Origin of the sequence: Streptomyces sp. 3330 (assembly GCF_031456635.1) — a bacterium.
In the GTDB taxonomy this organism is placed as follows: domain Bacteria; phylum Actinomycetota; class Actinomycetes; order Streptomycetales; family Streptomycetaceae; genus Streptomyces.
Window position 1 is genome coordinate 186837 of the sequence record NZ_JAVDVA010000011.1, and the last position, 17594, is coordinate 204430.

The following is a 17594-nucleotide window of genomic DNA, read 5'->3' on the forward strand; positions in this document are numbered from 1 at the left end:
CGCGCAGGACCGGGGAGCCGGCCTCGCGCAGGGCCGGAGCGGCGACGTCACGCAGGGCGGGGCCCGCCGCCTCGCGCAGGGCCGGGGCCGCGGCGTCGCGCAGGGCCGGGCTGCCGGCGGTCGGCTGGGTGGGCATCGACCGGGCCGCCGGAACCGTGGGAACGGCCGGGATGCCCGTGTTCACGGTGACCGTGCGCGCGGCGGCGGGCTCGGCGGGTCGCTCGGCCTCGGCGGTGGCGGCCTGGGCCGCGGCCCGGCGGGCGCCGTAACGGCGGTGCACGGCCTGCTTGGTGACCCCGAGGGCGGAGCCCACCGCGTCCCACGAGAAGCCGAGCGAACGGTCGAAGTCCACTGCCGCGGTGACCAGGGTCTCGACGCTGTCCCGCAGCTCCTGGGCGAGGCGGACCGTCGGGGCGGGGGCGCGTCCGTAGACGACGAAGCCCGTGGACGGGCCGGAGCGGCGGGGGCGGTAGACGTTGCCCAGCTGGGCGGTGAGGGTGCGCAGTGCGTCCACCTGCCGTCGGACGCGCTCGATGTCCCGCACCAGCAAGTGCAGGCTGGCCCGGGCCTGGGCGTCGTGGGTTGCATGGTCGGCCATGAACAAGCCTCTCGAACCGGCGTTGAAGAAGGTGTGGTCAACTCTTTCTTGACCAACGCGGGTTCGCGCCGCTGGTCACGGTGTGGGGGCGTATGGGCATATGCGTACGCCCCCCGGAGAGCGTGGCTCGTGGGGCCTCCCGCCCGTCGGCGGCCCGCCCGGCCGGCGTCATAAACTTGTGCGTCGCCCGTCGTCCGTCCCGCCCGAGAGGCCCCGCCCACTCATGAAGCTCGTCTTCGCCGGTACCCCCGAGGTCGCCGTTCCCGCCCTGGACGCTCTGATCGCCTCCGGGCGGCACGAGGTGGCTGCCGTCGTCACGCGGCCCGACGCGCCGGCCGGGCGGGGGCGCAGGCTGATCGCCTCTCCCGTGGCCCAGCGCGCCGAGGAGGCGGGCATCGAGGTGCTGAGGCCCGCCAAGCCCCGCGACCCGGAGTTCCTGGAGCGGCTGCGGCAGATCGCGCCCGACTGCTGTCCCGTGGTGGCCTACGGGGCGCTGCTGCCCAAGGTGGCGCTGGACATCCCGGCCCACGGCTGGGTCAACCTGCACTTCTCGCTGCTGCCCGCCTGGCGCGGGGCCGCTCCCGTGCAGCACGCCGTGATGGCGGGGGACGAGATCACCGGCGCCTCCACCTTCCTCATCGAGGAGGGGCTCGACTCGGGGCCGGTCTACGGGACGGTCACCGAGGAGATCCGGCCCACCGACACCAGCGGCGACCTGCTCACCCGGCTGGCGTTCGCGGGCAGCGGGCTGCTCGCCGCGACCATGGACGGGATCGAGGACGGCGCCCTCGAGGCCGTCCCCCAGCCGGGTGAGGGGATCACCCTCGCGCCGAAGATCACCGCCGAGGACGCCCACGTCGACTGGGCCGCCCCGGCTCTGCGGGTCGACCGGGTCGTGCGCGGCTGCACCCCCGCCCCCGGCGCCTGGACCACCTTCCGCGGGGAGCGGCTCAAGCTCATCCAGGTCCACCCGGTTCCCGAGCGGACCGATCTCGCCCCGGGCGCGCTTCTCGTCGGCAAGAACAGCGTGCACGTCGGCACCGGCTCGTACGCGGTCGAGCTGCTGTGGGTGCAGGCGCAGGGCAAGAAGCCGATGCGGGCCGCCGACTGGGCCCGGGGCGCCCGGATCGAGCCCGGGGAGGCCGTCGGGGCGTAACGCTCCTGCACGAGCCCCGCCCGGCCCGTGGACCGCGCCCCTGGCCCGCGCGCCCTGCCCGGCCCGACCCGTGGGCCCGCCCGCAGGCCGGCCTCCGTCAGCAAGCTCGTCCGGCGTTTCCACCGACGTACGCTGGACGCACCTTTCTCCTGCAATCCGGAGCACCTTTTCGTGAGCGACCAGCCCCACCGTTCCCGCAAGCCGGGCAAGCCCTACCGCCGGCCTCAGAAGGACCCCGTCCGCATCCTCGCCTTCGAGGCGCTGCGGGCCGTGGACGAGCGGGACGCGTACGCCAACCTCGTGCTGCCGCCGCTGCTGCGCAAGGCGCGCGAGAAGGAGGGACCCGACAAGTTCGACGCGCGGGACGCGGCCCTCGCCACCGAGCTGGTCTACGGGACACTGCGCCGGCAGGGGACGTACGACGCGGTCATCTCCGCGTGCGTCGACCGGCCGCTGCGCGAGGTCGATCCGCCGGTCCTCGACGTGCTGAGCCTCGGCGTGCACCAGCTGCTCGGGACGCGGATCCCGACCCACGCGGCCGTGTCCGCCTCCGTCGAGCTCGCCCGGGTCGTGCTCGGCGACGGACGCGCCAAGTTCGTCAACGCGGTGCTGCGCAAGGTCGCGGCCCACGATCTCGACGAGTGGCTCGACAAGGTCGCTCCGCCCTACGACGAGGATCCCGAGGACCACCTCGCCGTCGTGCACTCGCACCCGCGCTGGGTCGTCTCCGCGCTGTGGGACTCCCTCGGCGGCGGGCGGGCCGGCATCGAGGAACTGCTGGCTGCGGACAACGAGCGGCCCGAGGTCACGCTCGTCGCCCGGCCCGGGCGGGCCACCACCGAGGAGCTGCTCCGGGAGGAGGCCTCGGTCGCCGGGCGCTGGTCGCCGTACGCGGTGCGGCTCACCGAGGGCGGTGAGCCCGGGGCCATCGACGCCGTACGGGACGGCCGGGCGGGGGTGCAGGACGAGGGCAGCCAGCTCGTGGCGCTCGCCCTGGCCAACGTGCCGCTCGACGGAGCCGACACGAAGTGGCTGGACGGATGCGCCGGACCCGGCGGCAAGGCCGCGCTGCTCGCGGCGCTCGCAGCCGAGCGGGGCGCCGCGCTGCTGGCCTCGGAGAAGCAGCCGCACCGCGCGGGGCTCGTCGCCAAGGCGCTGGCCGGCAACCCCGGGCCGTACCAGGTCATCGCCGCCGACGGGACCCGGCCGCCGTGGCGGCCCGGCACCTTCGACCGGGTGCTGATGGACGTGCCGTGCACGGGCCTGGGCGCCCTGCGACGGCGGCCCGAGGCGCGCTGGCGGCGCAGGCCGGAGGACCTCGACGGGTTCGGGCCGCTCCAGCGAGGGCTGCTGCGGACCGCGCTGGAGTCCGTGCGGGTCGGGGGCGTTGTCGGGTACGCCACCTGCTCGCCGCACCTGGCCGAGACCCGGGCGGTCGTCTCCGACGTCCTCAAGCAGTACCCGGAGGCCGAGCTGATCGACGCGCGGCCGCTGCTGCCGGGCGTGCCGGACCTCGGTGACGGCCCCGACGTCCAGCTGTGGCCGCATCTGCACGGGACCGACGCCATGTACCTGGCGCTGATCAGGAAGACGGGCTGAGGCCCGCCCGCCCCGGACGGACAGACGAGAAGGCCGGCCCCCCACCGTCGACGGTGGGGGGCCGGCCTTCTCGCGTGCGGGCGCCTCCGCTGGGGTCAGTCCGTGCCGAACTCCATCGCGGCGCGGTCCAGCAGCTGGTCGTCGTCGGAGACCTCGCCGCGGGAGGCGATGGCCTCGGCGCCGCCCTCCGGCAGCTCCGTCATGGTGCCGATGAGACCGGTCGCGGCCGCCTGGGCGGCGCCGATCGCGGGGCTCCCGCTGCCGATCAGGCCGAGCGTGGCGTACTGCTCCAGCTTGGCGCGCGAGTCGGCGATGTCGAGGTTGCGCATGGTGAGCTGGCCGATCCGGTCCACCGGGCCGAACGCGGAGTCCTCGGTGCGCTCCATGGACAGCTTGTCCGGGTGGTAGCTGAAGGCCGGGCCTGTGGTGTCGAGGAGCGAGTAGTCCTCACCGCGCCGCAGCCGCAGCGTCACCTCGCCGGTGACGGCCGCGCCGACCCAGCGCTGGAGCGACTCCCGGATCATCAGCGCCTGCGGGTCCAGCCAGCGGCCCTCGTACATCAGCCGGCCCAGGCGACGGCCCTCGTTGTGGTACTGGGCGAGGGTGTCCTCGTTGTGGATCGCGTTGACCAGACGCTCGTAGGCCGCGTGCAGCAGGGCCATGCCGGGCGCCTCGTAGATGCCGCGGCTCTTGGCCTCGATGATCCGGTTCTCGATCTGGTCCGACATGCCGAGGCCGTGCCGGCCGCCGATGGCGTTGGCCTCCATCACCAGATCGACGGGGGAGGCGAACTCCTTGCCGTTGATCGTCACGGGGCGGCCCTGGTCGAAGCCGATCGTCACGTCCTCGGTGGCGATCTCGACCGCCGGGTCCCAGAACCGCACGCCCATGATGGGCTCGACGGTCTCGACGCCGGTGTCCAGGTGCTCCAGGGTCTTCGCCTCGTGGGTGGCGCCCCAGATGTTGGCGTCGGTGGAGTACGCCTTCTCCGTGCTGTCCCGGTAGGGCAGGTCGTGGGCGACGAGCCACTCCGACATTTCCTTGCGCCCGCCGAGCTCGGTCACGAAGTCCGCGTCCAGCCAGGGCTTGTAGATCCGCAGGTGCGGGTTGGCCAGCAGGCCGTAGCGGTAGAACCGCTCGATGTCGTTGCCCTTGAAGGTCGAGCCGTCGCCCCAGATCTGGACGTCGTCCTCGAGCATCGCCCGGACCAGGAGCGTGCCGGTGACGGCACGGCCGAGGGGGGTGGTGTTGAAGTAGGCGCGCCCGCCCGAGCGGATGTGGAACGCCCCGCAGGTGAGCGCGGCCAGGCCCTCCTCGACCAGCGCGGCGCGGCAGTCGACCAGGCGCGCGATCTCGGCGCCGTAGGTCTTCGCGCGGCCGGGCACCGAGGCGATGTCGGGCTCGTCGTACTGGCCGATGTCGGCGGTGTAGGTGCACGGGACGGCGCCCTTGTCGCGCATCCACGCGACCGCGACCGAGGTGTCGAGCCCGCCGGAGAAGGCGATGCCGACGCGCTCGCCGGCGGGAAGGGAGGTGAGGACCTTGGACATAGGAAGATTATGCATGAACTCGCATGGTCATGCAAAGGGTGGCCGGGTCTCGGCGCTCTCGGCCTGCTGCACGGGGTCCTTCCGCGGCGCCGGCCGGGTCTCCCGGGCCAGCCGGTGCGGCCACCAGATCCTCGGTCCGATGTCCAGGAACAGCGCGGTGACGAGCACCGACCGCACGATGAAGGTGTCCAGCAGGACGCCCAGGGCGACGGCGAAGCCGATCTCCGCGAAGGCGACCATGGGAAGAGTGGCGAGGGCCGCGAAGGTGCCGGCCAGCACCAGACCCGCCGAGGTGATCACCGAGCCCGTGGCCGCCAGACCGGTCACCACACCCTGCCGGGTGCCCTGACGGGCGGCCTCCTCGCGGATCCGGGTGGTCAGGAAGATGTTGTAGTCGATGCCCAGGGCCACCAGGAACACGAAGACGAACAGCGGGAAGTCCGTCGACTCGCCCGCGTAGTCGAAGAGGTGACGGAACGCCACCGCGCTGAGGCCCAGGGCCGCCGCGAAGGACAGGATCACCGTCCCCACCAGCAGCAGCGGGGCGATCAGGGCGCGCAGCAGGGCGCAGAGGATGAGCAGCACCACGGCCAGCACCAGCGGGATGATCAGCAGGTTGTCGTGGGTGGTCGCCTTGTCCATGTCGAGCAGGGCGGCCGTGCCGCCGCCGACCTTGGCGTCGGCGTCGGGTATCCCGTGCACCGCGTCCCTGACCCGCTCCACGGTCTGCTTCGCGGCCTCGCTGTCGGCCGGGGCGGTCATCGTCGCCTCGAACAGCACCTGGCCGTCATGGACGGGTTTCGTGCCCGGGGGCACCGCGAGGGAGGTGGGCACCACGCCCTCCGTCCCCGCGACCGCGCGGCGGACCTGCCCGGCCCGGCCCTGGTCGGCGATCACCACCAGCGGGTCGCCGCTGCCCGCCGGGAAGTACTTCGCCGACACCTCCTGGCCCGTGATCGAGTCAGGCTTGCCGGTGAACGCGTCCGCGTTGCCGATGCCCTCGGCCCGCAGCTGGATCAGACCGAGCGAGCAGACCGCCAGGACCAGCGCGGTCACGGCCCAGACCATGCGCGGGCGGCGGGCGATGCCATGGCCGGTGCGGGCCCAGACACCGTGTTCGGTGGGGTCCGGGGAGCCGAAGTGCGGGATCACCGGCCAGAAGATCCAGCGGCCGCAGATCACCAGCAGGGCGGGGAAGAGGGTCATCATCGCCAGCAGCGCCACGGCCACGCCGATGGCCGCGACCGGGCCCAGACCGCGGGTGGAGTTCATCTCGGCGAACAGCAGCATCAGCATGCTCAGCACGACCGTGGCGCCGGAGGCCAGGACGGCGGGGCCCGCGCGGTGCAGCGCCAGGGCCATCGCCTCGTGCCGGTCCTCGTGCCGGCGCAGCTCCTCCCGGTAGCGGGCCACCAGGAGCAGGGCGTAGTCCGTCCCCGCGCCGAACACGAGCACGGTCAGGATGCCGGCGCTCTGGCCGTTCACCGTCAGACCGGCGTACTCGGCCAGGAAGTAGATGAGCGCCTGCGCGGTGAACAGCGCGGCGACCACGGCGAGCACCGGGACGACGAGGAGGGTGGGGCTGCGGTAGGTGATCAGGAGCATGACGACGACCACGCCCATCGCCGCCAGCAGCAGGGTCGAGTCGATGCCCTCGAACGCCTCGGAGAAGTCCGCGGAGGTGCCGCCGGGGCCGGTGACGTGCACGGCCAGACCGGCGCCGCCGTCGCCGACGACGTCACGGATCGAGTCGACGGCCGGGGCGATGCGTTCCCAGCCCTTCTCGTCCATGGTGATCGGCACATGGATCTGGGCGGCGCGCGGGTCGGCCGGGCGGTCGTAGACCGGACCGCGGGTCTCGGCGCCGCGGATGCCGTGGCCGGTGAGCTGCCTGAGCTGAGCCGCGTCCTCGGTGATCTGCGCCCGGTCCTCGGCGGTGAGGCCCGCGTCGCGGGCGTAGACCACGACGGCGGGGATCTGCTCCGGCCGGAAGTCCTGCGAGATCTCCAGCACCTGGGTGGACTCCGCCGACCCCGGCAGCCAGGAGGCCGCGTCGTTGTCCTGGGCGTCGGTGAGCTTCTGGGCGAAGGGCGCCATCAGGAACAGCACCACCAGCCACAACGCCAGCACCAGCCACTTCGCACGCCGCCCGCAGACCAGGTGCGCGACACCGCGATTCTCGGCCATGGCTACCCTCCCAGCCGTTCTGTCACCGCCGTGAGCGGCCGCGTCCGGTGAGGGGCGCGGGGAGCCGCGCGATCCGCCCCGGCCGGTCCGCGGACGACGAACAACGCTCCCCCCGCGGGACCGATGCCCGCAACCCTTGGAGGGCATGGCACGCTTGGGTCATGGCCGTGCAGATCAACCCCAGCATCCTGTCCGCCGACTTCGCCCGCCTTGCGGACGAGGCGGAGGCGGTCGCCGGAGCCGACTGGCTCCACGTCGACGTCATGGACAACCATTTCGTCCCGAACCTCACGCTCGGTGTGCCGGTCGTAGAGTCACTGGCCCGTGCGACGGACACTCCGCTGGACTGTCATCTGATGATCGAGGCCCCCGATCGCTGGGCTCCGCAGTACGTCGAGGCGGGTGCCTCGTCCGTCACCTTCCACGTCGAGGCCGCCGCCGCGCCCGTGCGGCTCGCCCGCGAGATCCGGGCGAAGGGCGCCCGTGCCTCCATGGCACTCAGGCCGGCGACGCCCATCGAGCCGTACGAGGACCTGCTGCCCGAACTCGACATGCTGCTGATCATGACGGTCGAGCCGGGCTTCGGGGGCCAGGCCTTCCTCGACATCATGCTCCCCAAGATCCGCCGCACCCGCGAGTTGATCAGCAAGCACGGCCTCGACCTGTGGCTCCAGATCGACGGCGGGGTCTCGGCCTCGACGATCGAGCGGTGCGCCGAGGCGGGCGCCGACGTGTTCGTGGCAGGCTCGGCCGTATACGGGGCGGACGACCCCGCGGCGGCGGTCCGTGGCCTGCGGGCTCAGGCGGAGGCGGCGACCGCCGGCGCCTCCTGGGCATGCGGCCACTGAACCAACCACTTACCGACAGGTATGTGAACGGCTCCCATCAGAGCTGATCAACTGCGCCGGATCTGCGAGGATGAACGGCGTATCCAGAGTGTGAACAGCAGTGAGGAGAACGCCGTGTCGGGTATGTCGGCGGGCCGGTCAGCCATGCGGATGGGACCCGCTGAGCTGGTGCAGGCGGCGGCCATGGCCCGCCGCTTCTACCTCGAGGGAAAGTCCAAGATCCAGATCGCGGAGGAGTTCGGCGTCAGCCGCTTCAAAGTGGCCCGGGTCCTGGAGACCGCCCTCGAACGGGATCTCGTACGGATCGAGATCCGTGTGCCGGCCGAGCTGGACGCGGAGCGCTCGGACGCGCTCCGCGCCCGCTACGGCCTCAGGCACGCCGTCGTGGTCGAGTCCCCGGCCGAGGCGGAGGAGACCACGGACCCCGAGAACCTGGGGGAAGTGGCGGCGGACCTGCTCGGCGAACTCGTCGACGAGGGGGACGTGCTGGGACTGGCCTGGGGCCGGTCCACGATCCACATGGCGGCGGCGCTGGACCGGCTGCCGCCGTGCACGGTCGTGCAGCTGACGGGTGTCTACGACGCCGGCACCGCGGAGCGGGGGTCGGTCGAGGCCGTCCGCCGTGCCGCCCAGGTGTCCGGCGGCGACGCGCACCCCATCTACGCGCCGATGCTGCTGCCGGACGCGGCCACCGCGGCCGCGCTGCGCCACCAGACCGGGATCGCCCGGGCCTTCGAGTACTTCGACAAGGTCACGGTCGCCTGTGTCTCCATCGGCTCCTGGGAGCCGGGCATCTCGACGGTGCACGACATGCTCAGCGACGAGGAGCGGGCGCACTACGCCTCGCTCGGGGTCGCCGCCGAGATGTCCGCGCACCTCTTCGACGCCGAGGGCCGCCGGGTCGGGCGGGACCTGGGCGAGCGGTGCATCACCGTCAAGACCGACCAGCTGCGCCGGGTCCCCGAGGTCGTCGCGATCGCGGGCGGCCAGCGCAAGGCGGCCGCGATCGACGCGGTGCTCCGCTCCGGGCTCGTCACCAGCCTGGTGACGGACACCTCGGCGGCCGACTTCCTGATGACGGCGGGGCCGACCCCGAAGCCCGCCCTCAACCGGTCGGACCCCGACGGGATCTGACCGGTCCCCCGGCAGCAGGTCAGGAGGGGACGGCCGTGACAGCACCGCACGCGTGCTGCCGCGGTTCGTCCCCCGCGTGCCGGTGCGTCCGCTCCGCCCGCTCGCCCTGGTCACCGGCTGTACGGCGGGGCGGCCGGGCCCGCCGATCCCCCTTCGTCCGGGACCGCTGCCCGCGCACGAGCGGGCCTGTCCCCGCGAACACACCGTCGAGACGCCGGGCTCGCGCGACCGCGGGGCCCGGCGCGTTGTCACCGGGCGGGGCGACGAGATCTACTACACCGATGATCACTACGACACGTTCCGGGCGGTGCTGAGATGACGCAGTTCGTGGTCACGCTCGATCTGGACGGGGTGACGGACAAGTCCGCCCTCATGGAGCGCTGCGCCGAGGCCCTCGGCCTGCCCGACTGGTTCGGACGCAACTGGGACGCCCTCGCCGACAGCCTCACCGACCTCCCGGCCCCGCCCGGGGACGGCGGGCTCCAGATCGTCGTACGGAACTGGCGGCCGTACGCCGAGGCGCGGCCGCAGGAGTGGGCGATCGCGCAGGACGTGTTCGCGCAGGCCGTCGACCGAACGCCGGCGCTGTCGGTGCTGCTCGCCCTCGGAGGATCCTCCTAAGACCCCCCTGAGCTGCTTGGACGTTCTGTCCGGGCATCGCATCACGGCCGTCGTGGGAGAATGAAGTACGTGCTTCTCCCCCTGGCTGACCTGTCCGGGGGTCACCTCTGATCGACTGGGATGTGCAGCACGTGCGTTTCCTCAACGACATCCAGCCCGCGTACGACCTCACCTACGACGACGTCTTCATGGTGCCGAGCCGCAGCGCGGTCGGATCGCGTCAGGCCGTCGACCTCGCCGCCCCGGACGGCACGGGCACCACGATCCCGCTGGTCGTCGCCAACATGACCGCCGTCGCCGGTCGCCGGATGGCCGAGACCATGGCCCGGCGCGGCGGACTGGTGGTGATCCCGCAGGACATCCCGATCGACGTCGTCACCGACGTCGTCACCTGGGTCAAGAGCCGCCACCTGGTGCTGGACACCCCCATCGTGCTCGCCCCGCACCAGACGGTCGCCGACGCCCTGGCCCTCCTGCCCAAGCGCGCGCACAACGCGGGCGTCGTCGTCGACGAGGAGTTCCGCCCGGTCGGTGTCGTCACCGACGCGGACCTGAGCGGGGTCGACCGCTTCACCCAGCTCGAGGTCGTCATGTCCCGGGACCTGCTGCTCCTGGACGCCGGCATCGACCCCCGCGAGGCCTTCAACACCCTCGACGCGGCCAACCGGCGTTACGCCCCCGCGGTCGACCGGGAGGGCAAGCTCGCCGGCATTTTGACCCGCAAGGGCGCCCTGCGCGCCACCCTGTACACGCCGGCCGTCGACGCGGCGGGCAAGCTCTGCGTCGCCGCGGCCGTCGGGATCAACGGCGATGTCGCGGGCAAGGCCAAGCAGCTCCTCGACGCGGGCGTGGACACGCTCGTCATCGACACCGCGCACGGCCACCAGGAGTCGATGATCAGCGCGATCCGTACGGTGCGCGCGCTCGACCCACGGGTGCCGATCGTCGCCGGCAACATCGTCTCCGCCGAGGGCGTCAAGGACCTGATCGACGCGGGCGCCGACATCATCAAGGTCGGGGTCGGCCCGGGCGCCATGTGCACCACCCGCATGATGACCGGTGTGGGCCGGCCGCAGTTCTCGGCGGTCCTGGAGTGCGCGGCCGAGGCGAAGAAGTACGGCAAGCACGTCTGGGCCGACGGCGGTGTCCGGCACCCGCGCGATGTCGCCATGGCGCTGGCCGCCGGTGCGTCCAACGTGATGATCGGGTCCTGGTTCGCGGGCACCTACGAGTCCCCGGGCGACCTCCAGCAGGACGCGGACGGCCGTCTGTACAAGGAGTCGTTCGGCATGGCGTCCGCCCGCGCCGTCGCCAACCGCACCTCCGACGAGTCGGCGTACGACCGGGCCCGCAAGGGGCTCTTCGAGGAGGGCATCTCCACCTCGCGGATGTTCCTCGACCCGGCCCGGCCGGGCGTCGAGGACCTGGTCGACTCGGTGATCGCGGGCGTGCGCTCCTCCTGCACGTACGCGGGCGCCGCCTCGCTCGAGGAGTTCGCCGAGAAGGCCGTCGTGGGCATCCAGAGCGCGGCCGGTTACGCCGAGGGCAAGCCGCTGCACGCCAGCTGGTAGCTCCTCGTCGGGCCGCCTGAACGGCGCTCGTCGCCGTCGTCCGGTTCCGGTGCGCCGTGGCGGGTGGCGCGGTTCCCCGCGCCCCGTGCCGGGCGCGTTCAGCCGAGCTGCAACGAATGTGCAGCTCGGCCCGATGAACGCAACGATCTTGCGTGTGTGCGCAAGGTTGCAGCATTACAAGCGCGACGGCCCTGCTCGTAGGGTCGTGCGCTGTACGTAGCGTGGCGGGGACCCCGCTCGGTGGGTTCCTGCTCGCGCAGGTGTGCCGCCGGTCCCCGTCGCGCCGAGAGGCAGACGAAGGAGTCAGCGCGTGCTCGATCAAGGCGCACCCCCGCAACAACGCAGCCGGACCGCCCCCGCGTCCCCCGGGCCCCTCGCGCGTCTCATGCGGCGCAAGCCCGTGGAACACCTGGTCGCCGAGGGTGGACAGGGCGAGGGAGGGTCCCTCAGGCGCTCCCTCGGGCTGTGGCAGCTCACGATGATCAGCATCGGCGCCACCCTCGGCACCGGCATCTTCGTCGTCCTCGGCGAGGCGGTGCCCAAGGCCGGTCCCGCCGTCACGCTCTCCTTCGTGATCGCCGGGCTCACCGCGCTCTTCTCGGCGCTGTCCTATGCCGAGCTGGCGGGCACCATCCCGGTCGCCGGCTCCTCGTACTCGTATGCGTACGCGACGATGGGCGAACTGATCGCCTGGATCTGCGGCTGGTGCCTGGTCCTGGAGTACGGCGTCTCGGTCGCCGCCGTGGCCGTCGGCTGGGGCGAGTACCTCAACGAGCTGCTCGACGGGACGATAGGCGTCACCATCCCGGACGCGCTGTCGGCGCCGCCGGGGGACGGGGGCATCTTCAACCTGCCGGCCCTCATCGTCGTGGTGCTCGCCATGGCGTTCCTGCTCGGCGGCGCCCGCGAGTCGGCGCGCGCCAACACCGTCATGGTGGCCGTGAAGATCGCCGCGCTGGTGCTGTTCTGCGCCATCGGCGTCCAGGGTTTCCGCTCCGGCAACTACGAGCACTTCATGCCGCTGGGCATGGCGGGCGTCAGCGCGGCCGGCGCGACGCTGTTCTTCTCGTACATCGGCTTCGACGCCGCCTCCACCGCGGGCGAGGAGGCCAAGAACGCGCAGCGCGACCTGCCCCGCGCGATCATGCTGTCGCTCGTCATCGTGACGGCGTTGTACGTCCTGGTCGCGGCTGTCGCCGTGGGCGCCAAGCCCTGGCAGCGGTTCGGCGACTCCGAGGCCGCGCTGGCGCAGATCATGCGCGAGGTGACCGGCCAGTCCTTCTGGGGCACCCTCCTCGCCTTCTGCGCGGTCATCGCCATCGCGAGCGTCGTGCTGACCGTGCTGTACGGCCAGACCCGCATCCTCTTCGCGATGTCCCGGGACGGTCTGGTGCCCAAGGTGTTCTCCCGCGTCCACCCGAAGACCGGCACCCCCCGCGCGAACACGGTGATCGTGTCGCTGTTCTGCGGTGTGCTGGCCGCGGCGATCCCGCTGGGCCAGCTGGCGGACGCCACCAGCATCGGTACGCTGTTCGCGTTCGGGCTGGTCAACATCGCGGTCGTGGTGCTGCGCCGGACCCGTCCCGAGATGCCCCGGACCTTCCGGGTGCCGCTCTCCCCGGTGCTGCCGGCCCTGGGCCTCGCCTTCTGCGTCTGGATGATGGGCAGCCTTTCGGCCGTCACCTGGGTGGTCTTCGGAGTCTGGATGGCGGTGGGGCTCGTGTTCTACTTCCTCTACGGCCACCGCCGCTCCCGCCTCGCAGCTCCCGCGCCATCTGAGAAGTGATCGACCCACTGTGCTGAACGATCTCGACGAACGCATCGTGCACGCCCTCGCCGAGGACGCCCGCCGCTCCTTCGCGGACATCGGGCACCTGGTCGGCCTGTCCGCGCCCGCTGTGAAGCGGCGCGTGGACCGGCTGCGGGCCACCGGGGCCATCACCGGCTTCACCGTACGGGTCGACCCGGCGGCCCTCGGCTGGGAGACCGAGGGGTTCGTCGAGATCTACTGCCGGCGCAACACCTCCCCGGAGACCATCCAGCGGGGCCTGGAGCGTTACCAGGAGGTGGTGGCCGCGTCCACCGTCACCGGGGACGCGGACGCCGTCGCCCAGGTCTTCGCCGCCGACATGCGGCATTTCGAGCGGGTCCTGGAGCGCATCGCGGGGGAGCCGTTCGTGGAACGGACGAAGTCCGTGCTGGTGCTGTCGCCGCTGCTGCGCCGCTTCTCCGCGGGCGCCCCGACCTGAGCCGGTCCGCCGATCGGCGGACCGGCAGCCCCTCGGCCCCTCGGCCGGGCGGCCCGGCAACCCCTCCGGCGCCCCCGCCCGGTCGACAGGTCGCCCCGCCGCCCGGGTCAGCACCCGGAAACCGGTGGGCGGCGGCCCGGGAACTGTCTACCATCGGTGTCATGACCTGGCGACATTGATCCACGACCGGCTCCGACGTCCGTCGACTGACCGCCACGCTGTACGCGTACGCGTTCCTCGACGAGTTCGTGCTGCTCTACCCGGTGTACGCGCTGCTGTTCGCCGACAGCGGCCTGTCCGTGGGCGAGATCTCCTCCCTGTTCGTCCTGTGGTCGCTGACCGGCGTCCTGCTGGAGGTGCCCTCGGGCGCCTGGGCGGACGCCGTCTCCCGGCGGACCCTGCTGTGGACCGGCCCGCTGCTGGGCGCGGCGGGCTTCGCCCTGTGGGTGCTGTTCCCGTCGTACGGGGCCTTCGCGGCCGGGTTCGTCCTGTGGGGCGCGCGCGGCGCGCTGGGCTCCGGCGCCCTGGAGGCACTGGTCTACGAGGAGCTGGACCGGGCGGGCGCCGCGGACCGGTACGCCCGGCTCATGGGCCGCGCGCACGCGCTGGGCCAGGTGGCCGTGATGGCGGCGACGGGCCTGGCCGGGCCGGTCCTCGCGGTCGGCGGGCACCGGGCCGTCGGCGCGGCCAGCGTGCTGGCGTGTCTGCTCTGCGCCGCGACGGCGACCCGCTTCCGGGAACACCGCGGGCCGGACGGCGACGGCGACGGCTGGGCCGCGACCCTGCGGACGGGACTGGCCGACGCCCGTCGCGACCGCTCCGTGCGCGGTGCCCTGCTGCTCGTCCCGGTCGTCGCCTCGGTGTGGGGCGCCCTCGACGAGTACACACCCCTGCTGGTCAGGGACATGGGCGTGCCGGAGGCGGACGTCCCGTCCCTGCTGGTGCCGATCTGGGCCGGCGTCACCGTCGGCAGCCTGGCGGCGGGACCGGCCGAGCGCCTGGGCCGCGGCTGGTTCGCCGCGCTGCTCGCCCTCTCCGCGGCGGCCCTCGCCGTCGGGGGGATCAGCGGCACGCCGGCCGGCATCGCCCTCGTCGCCCTCGCCTTCGGCGGCTTCCAGCTGGCGACCGTGCTGGCCGACGTCCGGCTCCAGCAGCGCATCGAGGGCACCGGCCGGGCCACCCTCACCTCGGTGGCGAGCCTCGGCACGGAGGTGGTGACCATCGCGGTGTACGGCGCGTACGGCGCCCTCGGCTCGGCGTTCCCGCACGGTGTCGTCTTCGCCCTGTGCGCGGTGCCGTACCTGATGACGGCGGCGGCGGTGTCGGCGGCGGCCCGGGGGAGGGGCCGCTAGCCGGGGAGGGGCGACCGGGGCGGCGCAACGAATCGCCGTCCCGGGGCCCGCGCACGCAACGTTGCGCTCACCGGCGCGCAACGGCTCCTTCTTGTCCGGCCCGGGTGGGCGCCCGTACCGTCTAGATGGCCCCCACAACCACCCCGTCGCCCGGTGAGGATCACGCATGCGCACCGCCCTGCTCCAGAGCTCCGGCCGCCCCGGCTCCGTCGTCGAGAACCTCAAGGTCCTCGACGAGGCCGCGGACCGGGCCGCCGCCGCGGGCGCCGGGCTGCTCGTCGCGCCGGAGATGTTCCTCACCGGATACGCGATCGGCGACGACATCGCCCGCCTCGCCGAGCCCGCCGACGGTGACTCCGCGGACGCCGTGGCCGAGATCGCCGGCCGGCACGGCCTCGCGATCGCCTACGGCTACCCGGAGCGCCACGGCGAGACGGTCCACAACTCCGCGCAGCTGATCTCCGCCGACGGCGCCCGGCTCGTGAACTACCGCAAGACCCACCTCTTCGGCTGCTTCGAGCGCGACCACTTCCGGCCCGGCGGACAGCCGGTCGTCCAGGCCGAACTGAACGGCCTCACCGTCGGCCTCATGATCTGCTACGACGTCGAGTTCCCGGAGAACGTCCGCGCCCACGCCCTGGCCGGCACCGACCTCCTCGTCGTGCCGACCGCGCAGATGCACCCCTTCCAGTTCGTCGCCGAGTCGGTGATCCCGGTGCGCGCCTTCGAGAACCAGATGTACGTGGCGTACGTCAACCGGGTCGGCCGGGAGGGCGAGTTCGAGTTCGTCGGCCTGTCCACGCTGGCGGGGCCCGACGGGGTCGCCCGCACCCGCGCCGGACGCGGCGAGGAGCTGGTGTTCGCCGACGCGGACCCGGTCGCGCTGGCCGCGTCCCGCGAGGCGAATCCGTATCTGAAGGACCGCCGCCCCGGCCTCTACGGGTCCCTGGTCTGACCCCGGCCCGCCCCGCACCCGTCACCCCCGAGCCTTCCCCCGAGTCACCACGCGCAAGGAGTCCGTACCCCATGACGTCCACCGTGCCCAACGCCGTCGAGCACGCAGACGAGCAGCAGCCGCCGATCACCATGTTCGGCCCGGACTTCCCCTACGCGTACGACGACTTCCTCGCCCACCCGGCGGGCCTCGGCCAGATCCCCGCGACCGAGCACGGCGCCGAGGTCGCCGTCATCGGCGGCGGACTGTCCGGCATCGTGGCCGCGTACGAGCTGATGAAGATGGGCCTCAAGCCGGTCGTCTACGAGGCCGACCGGATCGGCGGCCGGCTGCGCACCGTCGGCTTCGACGGCTGCGACCCCTCCCTCACCGCCGAGATGGGCGCGATGCGCTTCCCGCCGTCCTCCACGGCGCTCCAGCACTACATCGACCTGGTGGGGCTGGAGACCCGGCCCTTCCCCAACCCGCTCGCGGAGGCGACCCCGTCGACGGTCGTCGACCTCAAGGGTGAGTCGCACTACGCCGAGACGGCAGAGGACCTGCCGCAGGTCTACCGCGACGTCGCGGCCGCCTGGAACAAGTGCCTCGAAGACGGCGCCGACTTCTCCGACATGAACCAGGCCATGCGCGAGCGGGACGTGCCGCGCATCCGCGAGATCTGGGCGAAGCTCGTCGAGAAGCTCGACAACCAGACCTTCTACGGCTTCCTCTGCGACTCCGAGTCCTTCCGGTCCTTCCGGCACCGCGAGATCTTCGGCCAGGTCGGCTTCGGCACCGGCGGCTGGGACACGGACTTCCCGAACTCCATCCTGGAGATCCTGCGGGTCGTCTACACCGAGGCCGACGACCACCACCGCGGGATCGTCGGCGGCTCCCAGCAGCTGCCGCTGCGCCTCTGGGAGCGCGAGCCGGAGAAGATCGTCCACTGGGCGTACGGCACCTCGCTGGCGACGCTGCACCAGGGCGGCGAGCCCCGCCCGGCCGTGACCCGGCTGAACCGCACCGCGGGCAACCGGATCACCGTGACCGACGCGAACGGCGACATCCGCACCTACCGGGCGGCGATCTTCACCGCGCAGTCCTGGATGCTGCTGTCGAAGATCGCCTGCGACGACTCGCTCTTCCCGATCGACCACTGGACGGCGATCGAGCGCACCCACTACATGGAGTCCAGCAAGCTGTTCGTGCCGGTCGACCGGCCGTTCTGGCTCGACAAGGACGAGGAGACGGGCCGGGACGTCATGTCGATGACGCTCACCGACCGTATGACGCGCGGCACCTACCTCCTCGACGACGGCCCCGGCAAGCCGGCCGTCATCTGCCTCTCCTACACCTGGTGCGACGACAGCCTGAAGTGGCTGCCGCTGTCCGCGAACGAGCGGATGGAGGTCATGCTGAAGTCGCTCGGCGAGATCTACCCGAAGGTCGACATCAGGAAGCACGTCATCGGCAACCCGGTGACGGTCTCCTGGGAGAACGAGCCCTACTTCATGGGCGCGTTCAAGGCCAACCTCCCCGGCCACTACCGCTACCAGCGGCGCCTGTTCACCCACTTCATGCAGGACCGGCTGCCCGAGGACAAGCGGGGTGTCTTCCTCGCCGGCGACGACATCTCCTGGACCGCGGGCTGGGCCGAGGGAGCGGTGCAGACCGCGCTGAACGCGGTCTGGGGCGTCATGCACCACTTCGGCGGGACGACCGACGCGACCAACCCGGGGCCGGGCGACGTGTACGACGACATCGCGCCGGTGGAACTCCCGGAGGACTGAGGCCG

At 72.5% G+C, this 17594-nt stretch carries 13 protein-coding genes and 2 pseudogenes; 12 read left to right on the plus strand and 3 right to left on the minus strand.

All coding sequences use genetic code 11. The features are described from left to right. Positions 1 to 106 precede the first annotated feature (106 nt). Positions 107 to 598, minus strand: a pseudogene (locus J2X68_RS20325) (hypothetical protein); the annotation flags it as partial. Between the two features lie 223 nt (positions 599 to 821). Between J2X68_RS20325 and fmt the strand changes: the two are divergent. Beyond that, the gene (gene fmt / locus J2X68_RS20330) at positions 822 to 1754 is read left to right on the plus strand and encodes a methionyl-tRNA formyltransferase (RefSeq protein ID WP_310433951.1); all 933 of its coding nucleotides are present in this window, start codon (positions 822 to 824) and stop codon (positions 1752 to 1754) included. A 171-nt stretch (positions 1755 to 1925) separates the two neighbouring features. Beyond that, positions 1926 to 3353: a transcription antitermination factor NusB gene (locus tag J2X68_RS20335; RefSeq protein ID WP_310433952.1), complete on the plus strand. Its 1428-nt coding sequence runs from the start codon at positions 1926 to 1928 to the stop codon at positions 3351 to 3353. Between the two features lie 95 nt (positions 3354 to 3448). Here J2X68_RS20335 and argG read toward each other — a convergent pair whose 3' ends face one another. Together argG and J2X68_RS20345 are read right to left on the minus strand one after the other, a co-directional pair. Beyond that, a complete protein-coding gene (argG, locus tag J2X68_RS20340; protein WP_310433953.1) occupies positions 3449 to 4903 on the minus strand; it encodes an argininosuccinate synthase in 1455 nt (484 codons plus the stop codon). 27 nt (positions 4904 to 4930) lie between these two features. Continuing rightward, positions 4931 to 7090, minus strand: coding sequence for an MMPL family transporter (locus tag J2X68_RS20345; protein WP_310433954.1), 2160 nt, complete (start codon positions 7088 to 7090; stop codon positions 4931 to 4933). A gap of 161 nt (positions 7091 to 7251) precedes the next feature. Here J2X68_RS20345 and rpe point away from each other — a divergent pair, with 161 nt between their 5' ends. From rpe to J2X68_RS20395, 10 genes and pseudogenes are all read left to right on the plus strand, one after another. Further along, positions 7252 to 7938 (plus strand): ribulose-phosphate 3-epimerase, encoded by a 687-nt coding sequence (gene rpe, locus J2X68_RS20350; RefSeq protein WP_062646655.1) that lies wholly within the window; start codon positions 7252 to 7254, stop codon positions 7936 to 7938. A gap of 90 nt (positions 7939 to 8028) precedes the next feature. Beyond that, positions 8029 to 9072: a sugar-binding domain-containing protein gene (locus J2X68_RS20355; RefSeq protein WP_310433955.1), complete on the plus strand. Its 1044-nt coding sequence runs from the start codon at positions 8029 to 8031 to the stop codon at positions 9070 to 9072. 166 nt (positions 9073 to 9238) lie between these two features. Further along, a pseudogene (locus J2X68_RS20360) lies at positions 9239 to 9391 on the plus strand (ribonuclease domain-containing protein); the annotation flags it as partial. Beyond that, positions 9388 to 9693, plus strand: coding sequence for a barstar family protein (locus J2X68_RS20365; protein WP_310433956.1), 306 nt, complete (start codon positions 9388 to 9390; stop codon positions 9691 to 9693). The pseudogene J2X68_RS20360 and the gene J2X68_RS20365, both read left to right, overlap by 4 nt. Positions 9694 to 9815: 122 nt before the next feature. Then, on the plus strand, positions 9816 to 11264 hold the full coding sequence (locus J2X68_RS20370; RefSeq protein ID WP_310433957.1) for a GuaB1 family IMP dehydrogenase-related protein: 1449 nt from the start codon (positions 9816 to 9818) through the stop codon (positions 11262 to 11264). Positions 11265 to 11574: 310 nt separating this feature from the next. Then, positions 11575 to 13050 (plus strand): amino acid permease, encoded by a 1476-nt coding sequence (locus J2X68_RS20375; protein WP_310433958.1) that lies wholly within the window; start codon positions 11575 to 11577, stop codon positions 13048 to 13050. 10 nt (positions 13051 to 13060) lie between these two features. After that, positions 13061 to 13513 (plus strand): Lrp/AsnC family transcriptional regulator, encoded by a 453-nt coding sequence (locus tag J2X68_RS20380; RefSeq protein WP_310433959.1) that lies wholly within the window; start codon positions 13061 to 13063, stop codon positions 13511 to 13513. 206 nt (positions 13514 to 13719) lie between these two features. Next, positions 13720 to 14865, plus strand: coding sequence for an MFS transporter (locus J2X68_RS20385; protein ID WP_310434027.1), 1146 nt, complete (start codon positions 13720 to 13722; stop codon positions 14863 to 14865). A 166-nt stretch (positions 14866 to 15031) separates the two neighbouring features. After that, positions 15032 to 15820 (plus strand): carbon-nitrogen hydrolase family protein, encoded by a 789-nt coding sequence (locus J2X68_RS20390; RefSeq protein WP_310433960.1) that lies wholly within the window; start codon positions 15032 to 15034, stop codon positions 15818 to 15820. Between the two features lie 71 nt (positions 15821 to 15891). Next, on the plus strand, positions 15892 to 17589 hold the full coding sequence (locus J2X68_RS20395; RefSeq protein WP_310433961.1) for an NAD(P)/FAD-dependent oxidoreductase: 1698 nt from the start codon (positions 15892 to 15894) through the stop codon (positions 17587 to 17589). Positions 17590 to 17594 lie beyond the last annotated feature (5 nt).

Coding starts and splice junctions, on each gene's coding strand:
- J2X68_RS20365 (WP_310433956.1), top strand. CDS start 9,388: ATGACGCAGTTCGTGGTCACGCTCGATCTGGACGGGGTGACGGACAAG.
- rpe (WP_062646655.1), top strand. CDS start 7,252: ATGGCCGTGCAGATCAACCCCAGCATCCTGTCCGCCGACTTCGCCCGC.
- J2X68_RS20395 (WP_310433961.1), top strand. CDS start 15,892: ATGACGTCCACCGTGCCCAACGCCGTCGAGCACGCAGACGAGCAGCAG.
- J2X68_RS20390 (WP_310433960.1), top strand. CDS start 15,032: ATGCGCACCGCCCTGCTCCAGAGCTCCGGCCGCCCCGGCTCCGTCGTC.
- argG (WP_310433953.1), bottom strand. CDS start 4,903: ATGTCCAAGGTCCTCACCTCCCTTCCCGCCGGCGAGCGCGTCGGCATC.
- fmt (WP_310433951.1), top strand. CDS start 822: ATGAAGCTCGTCTTCGCCGGTACCCCCGAGGTCGCCGTTCCCGCCCTG.
- J2X68_RS20345 (WP_310433954.1), bottom strand. CDS start 7,090: ATGGCCGAGAATCGCGGTGTCGCGCACCTGGTCTGCGGGCGGCGTGCG.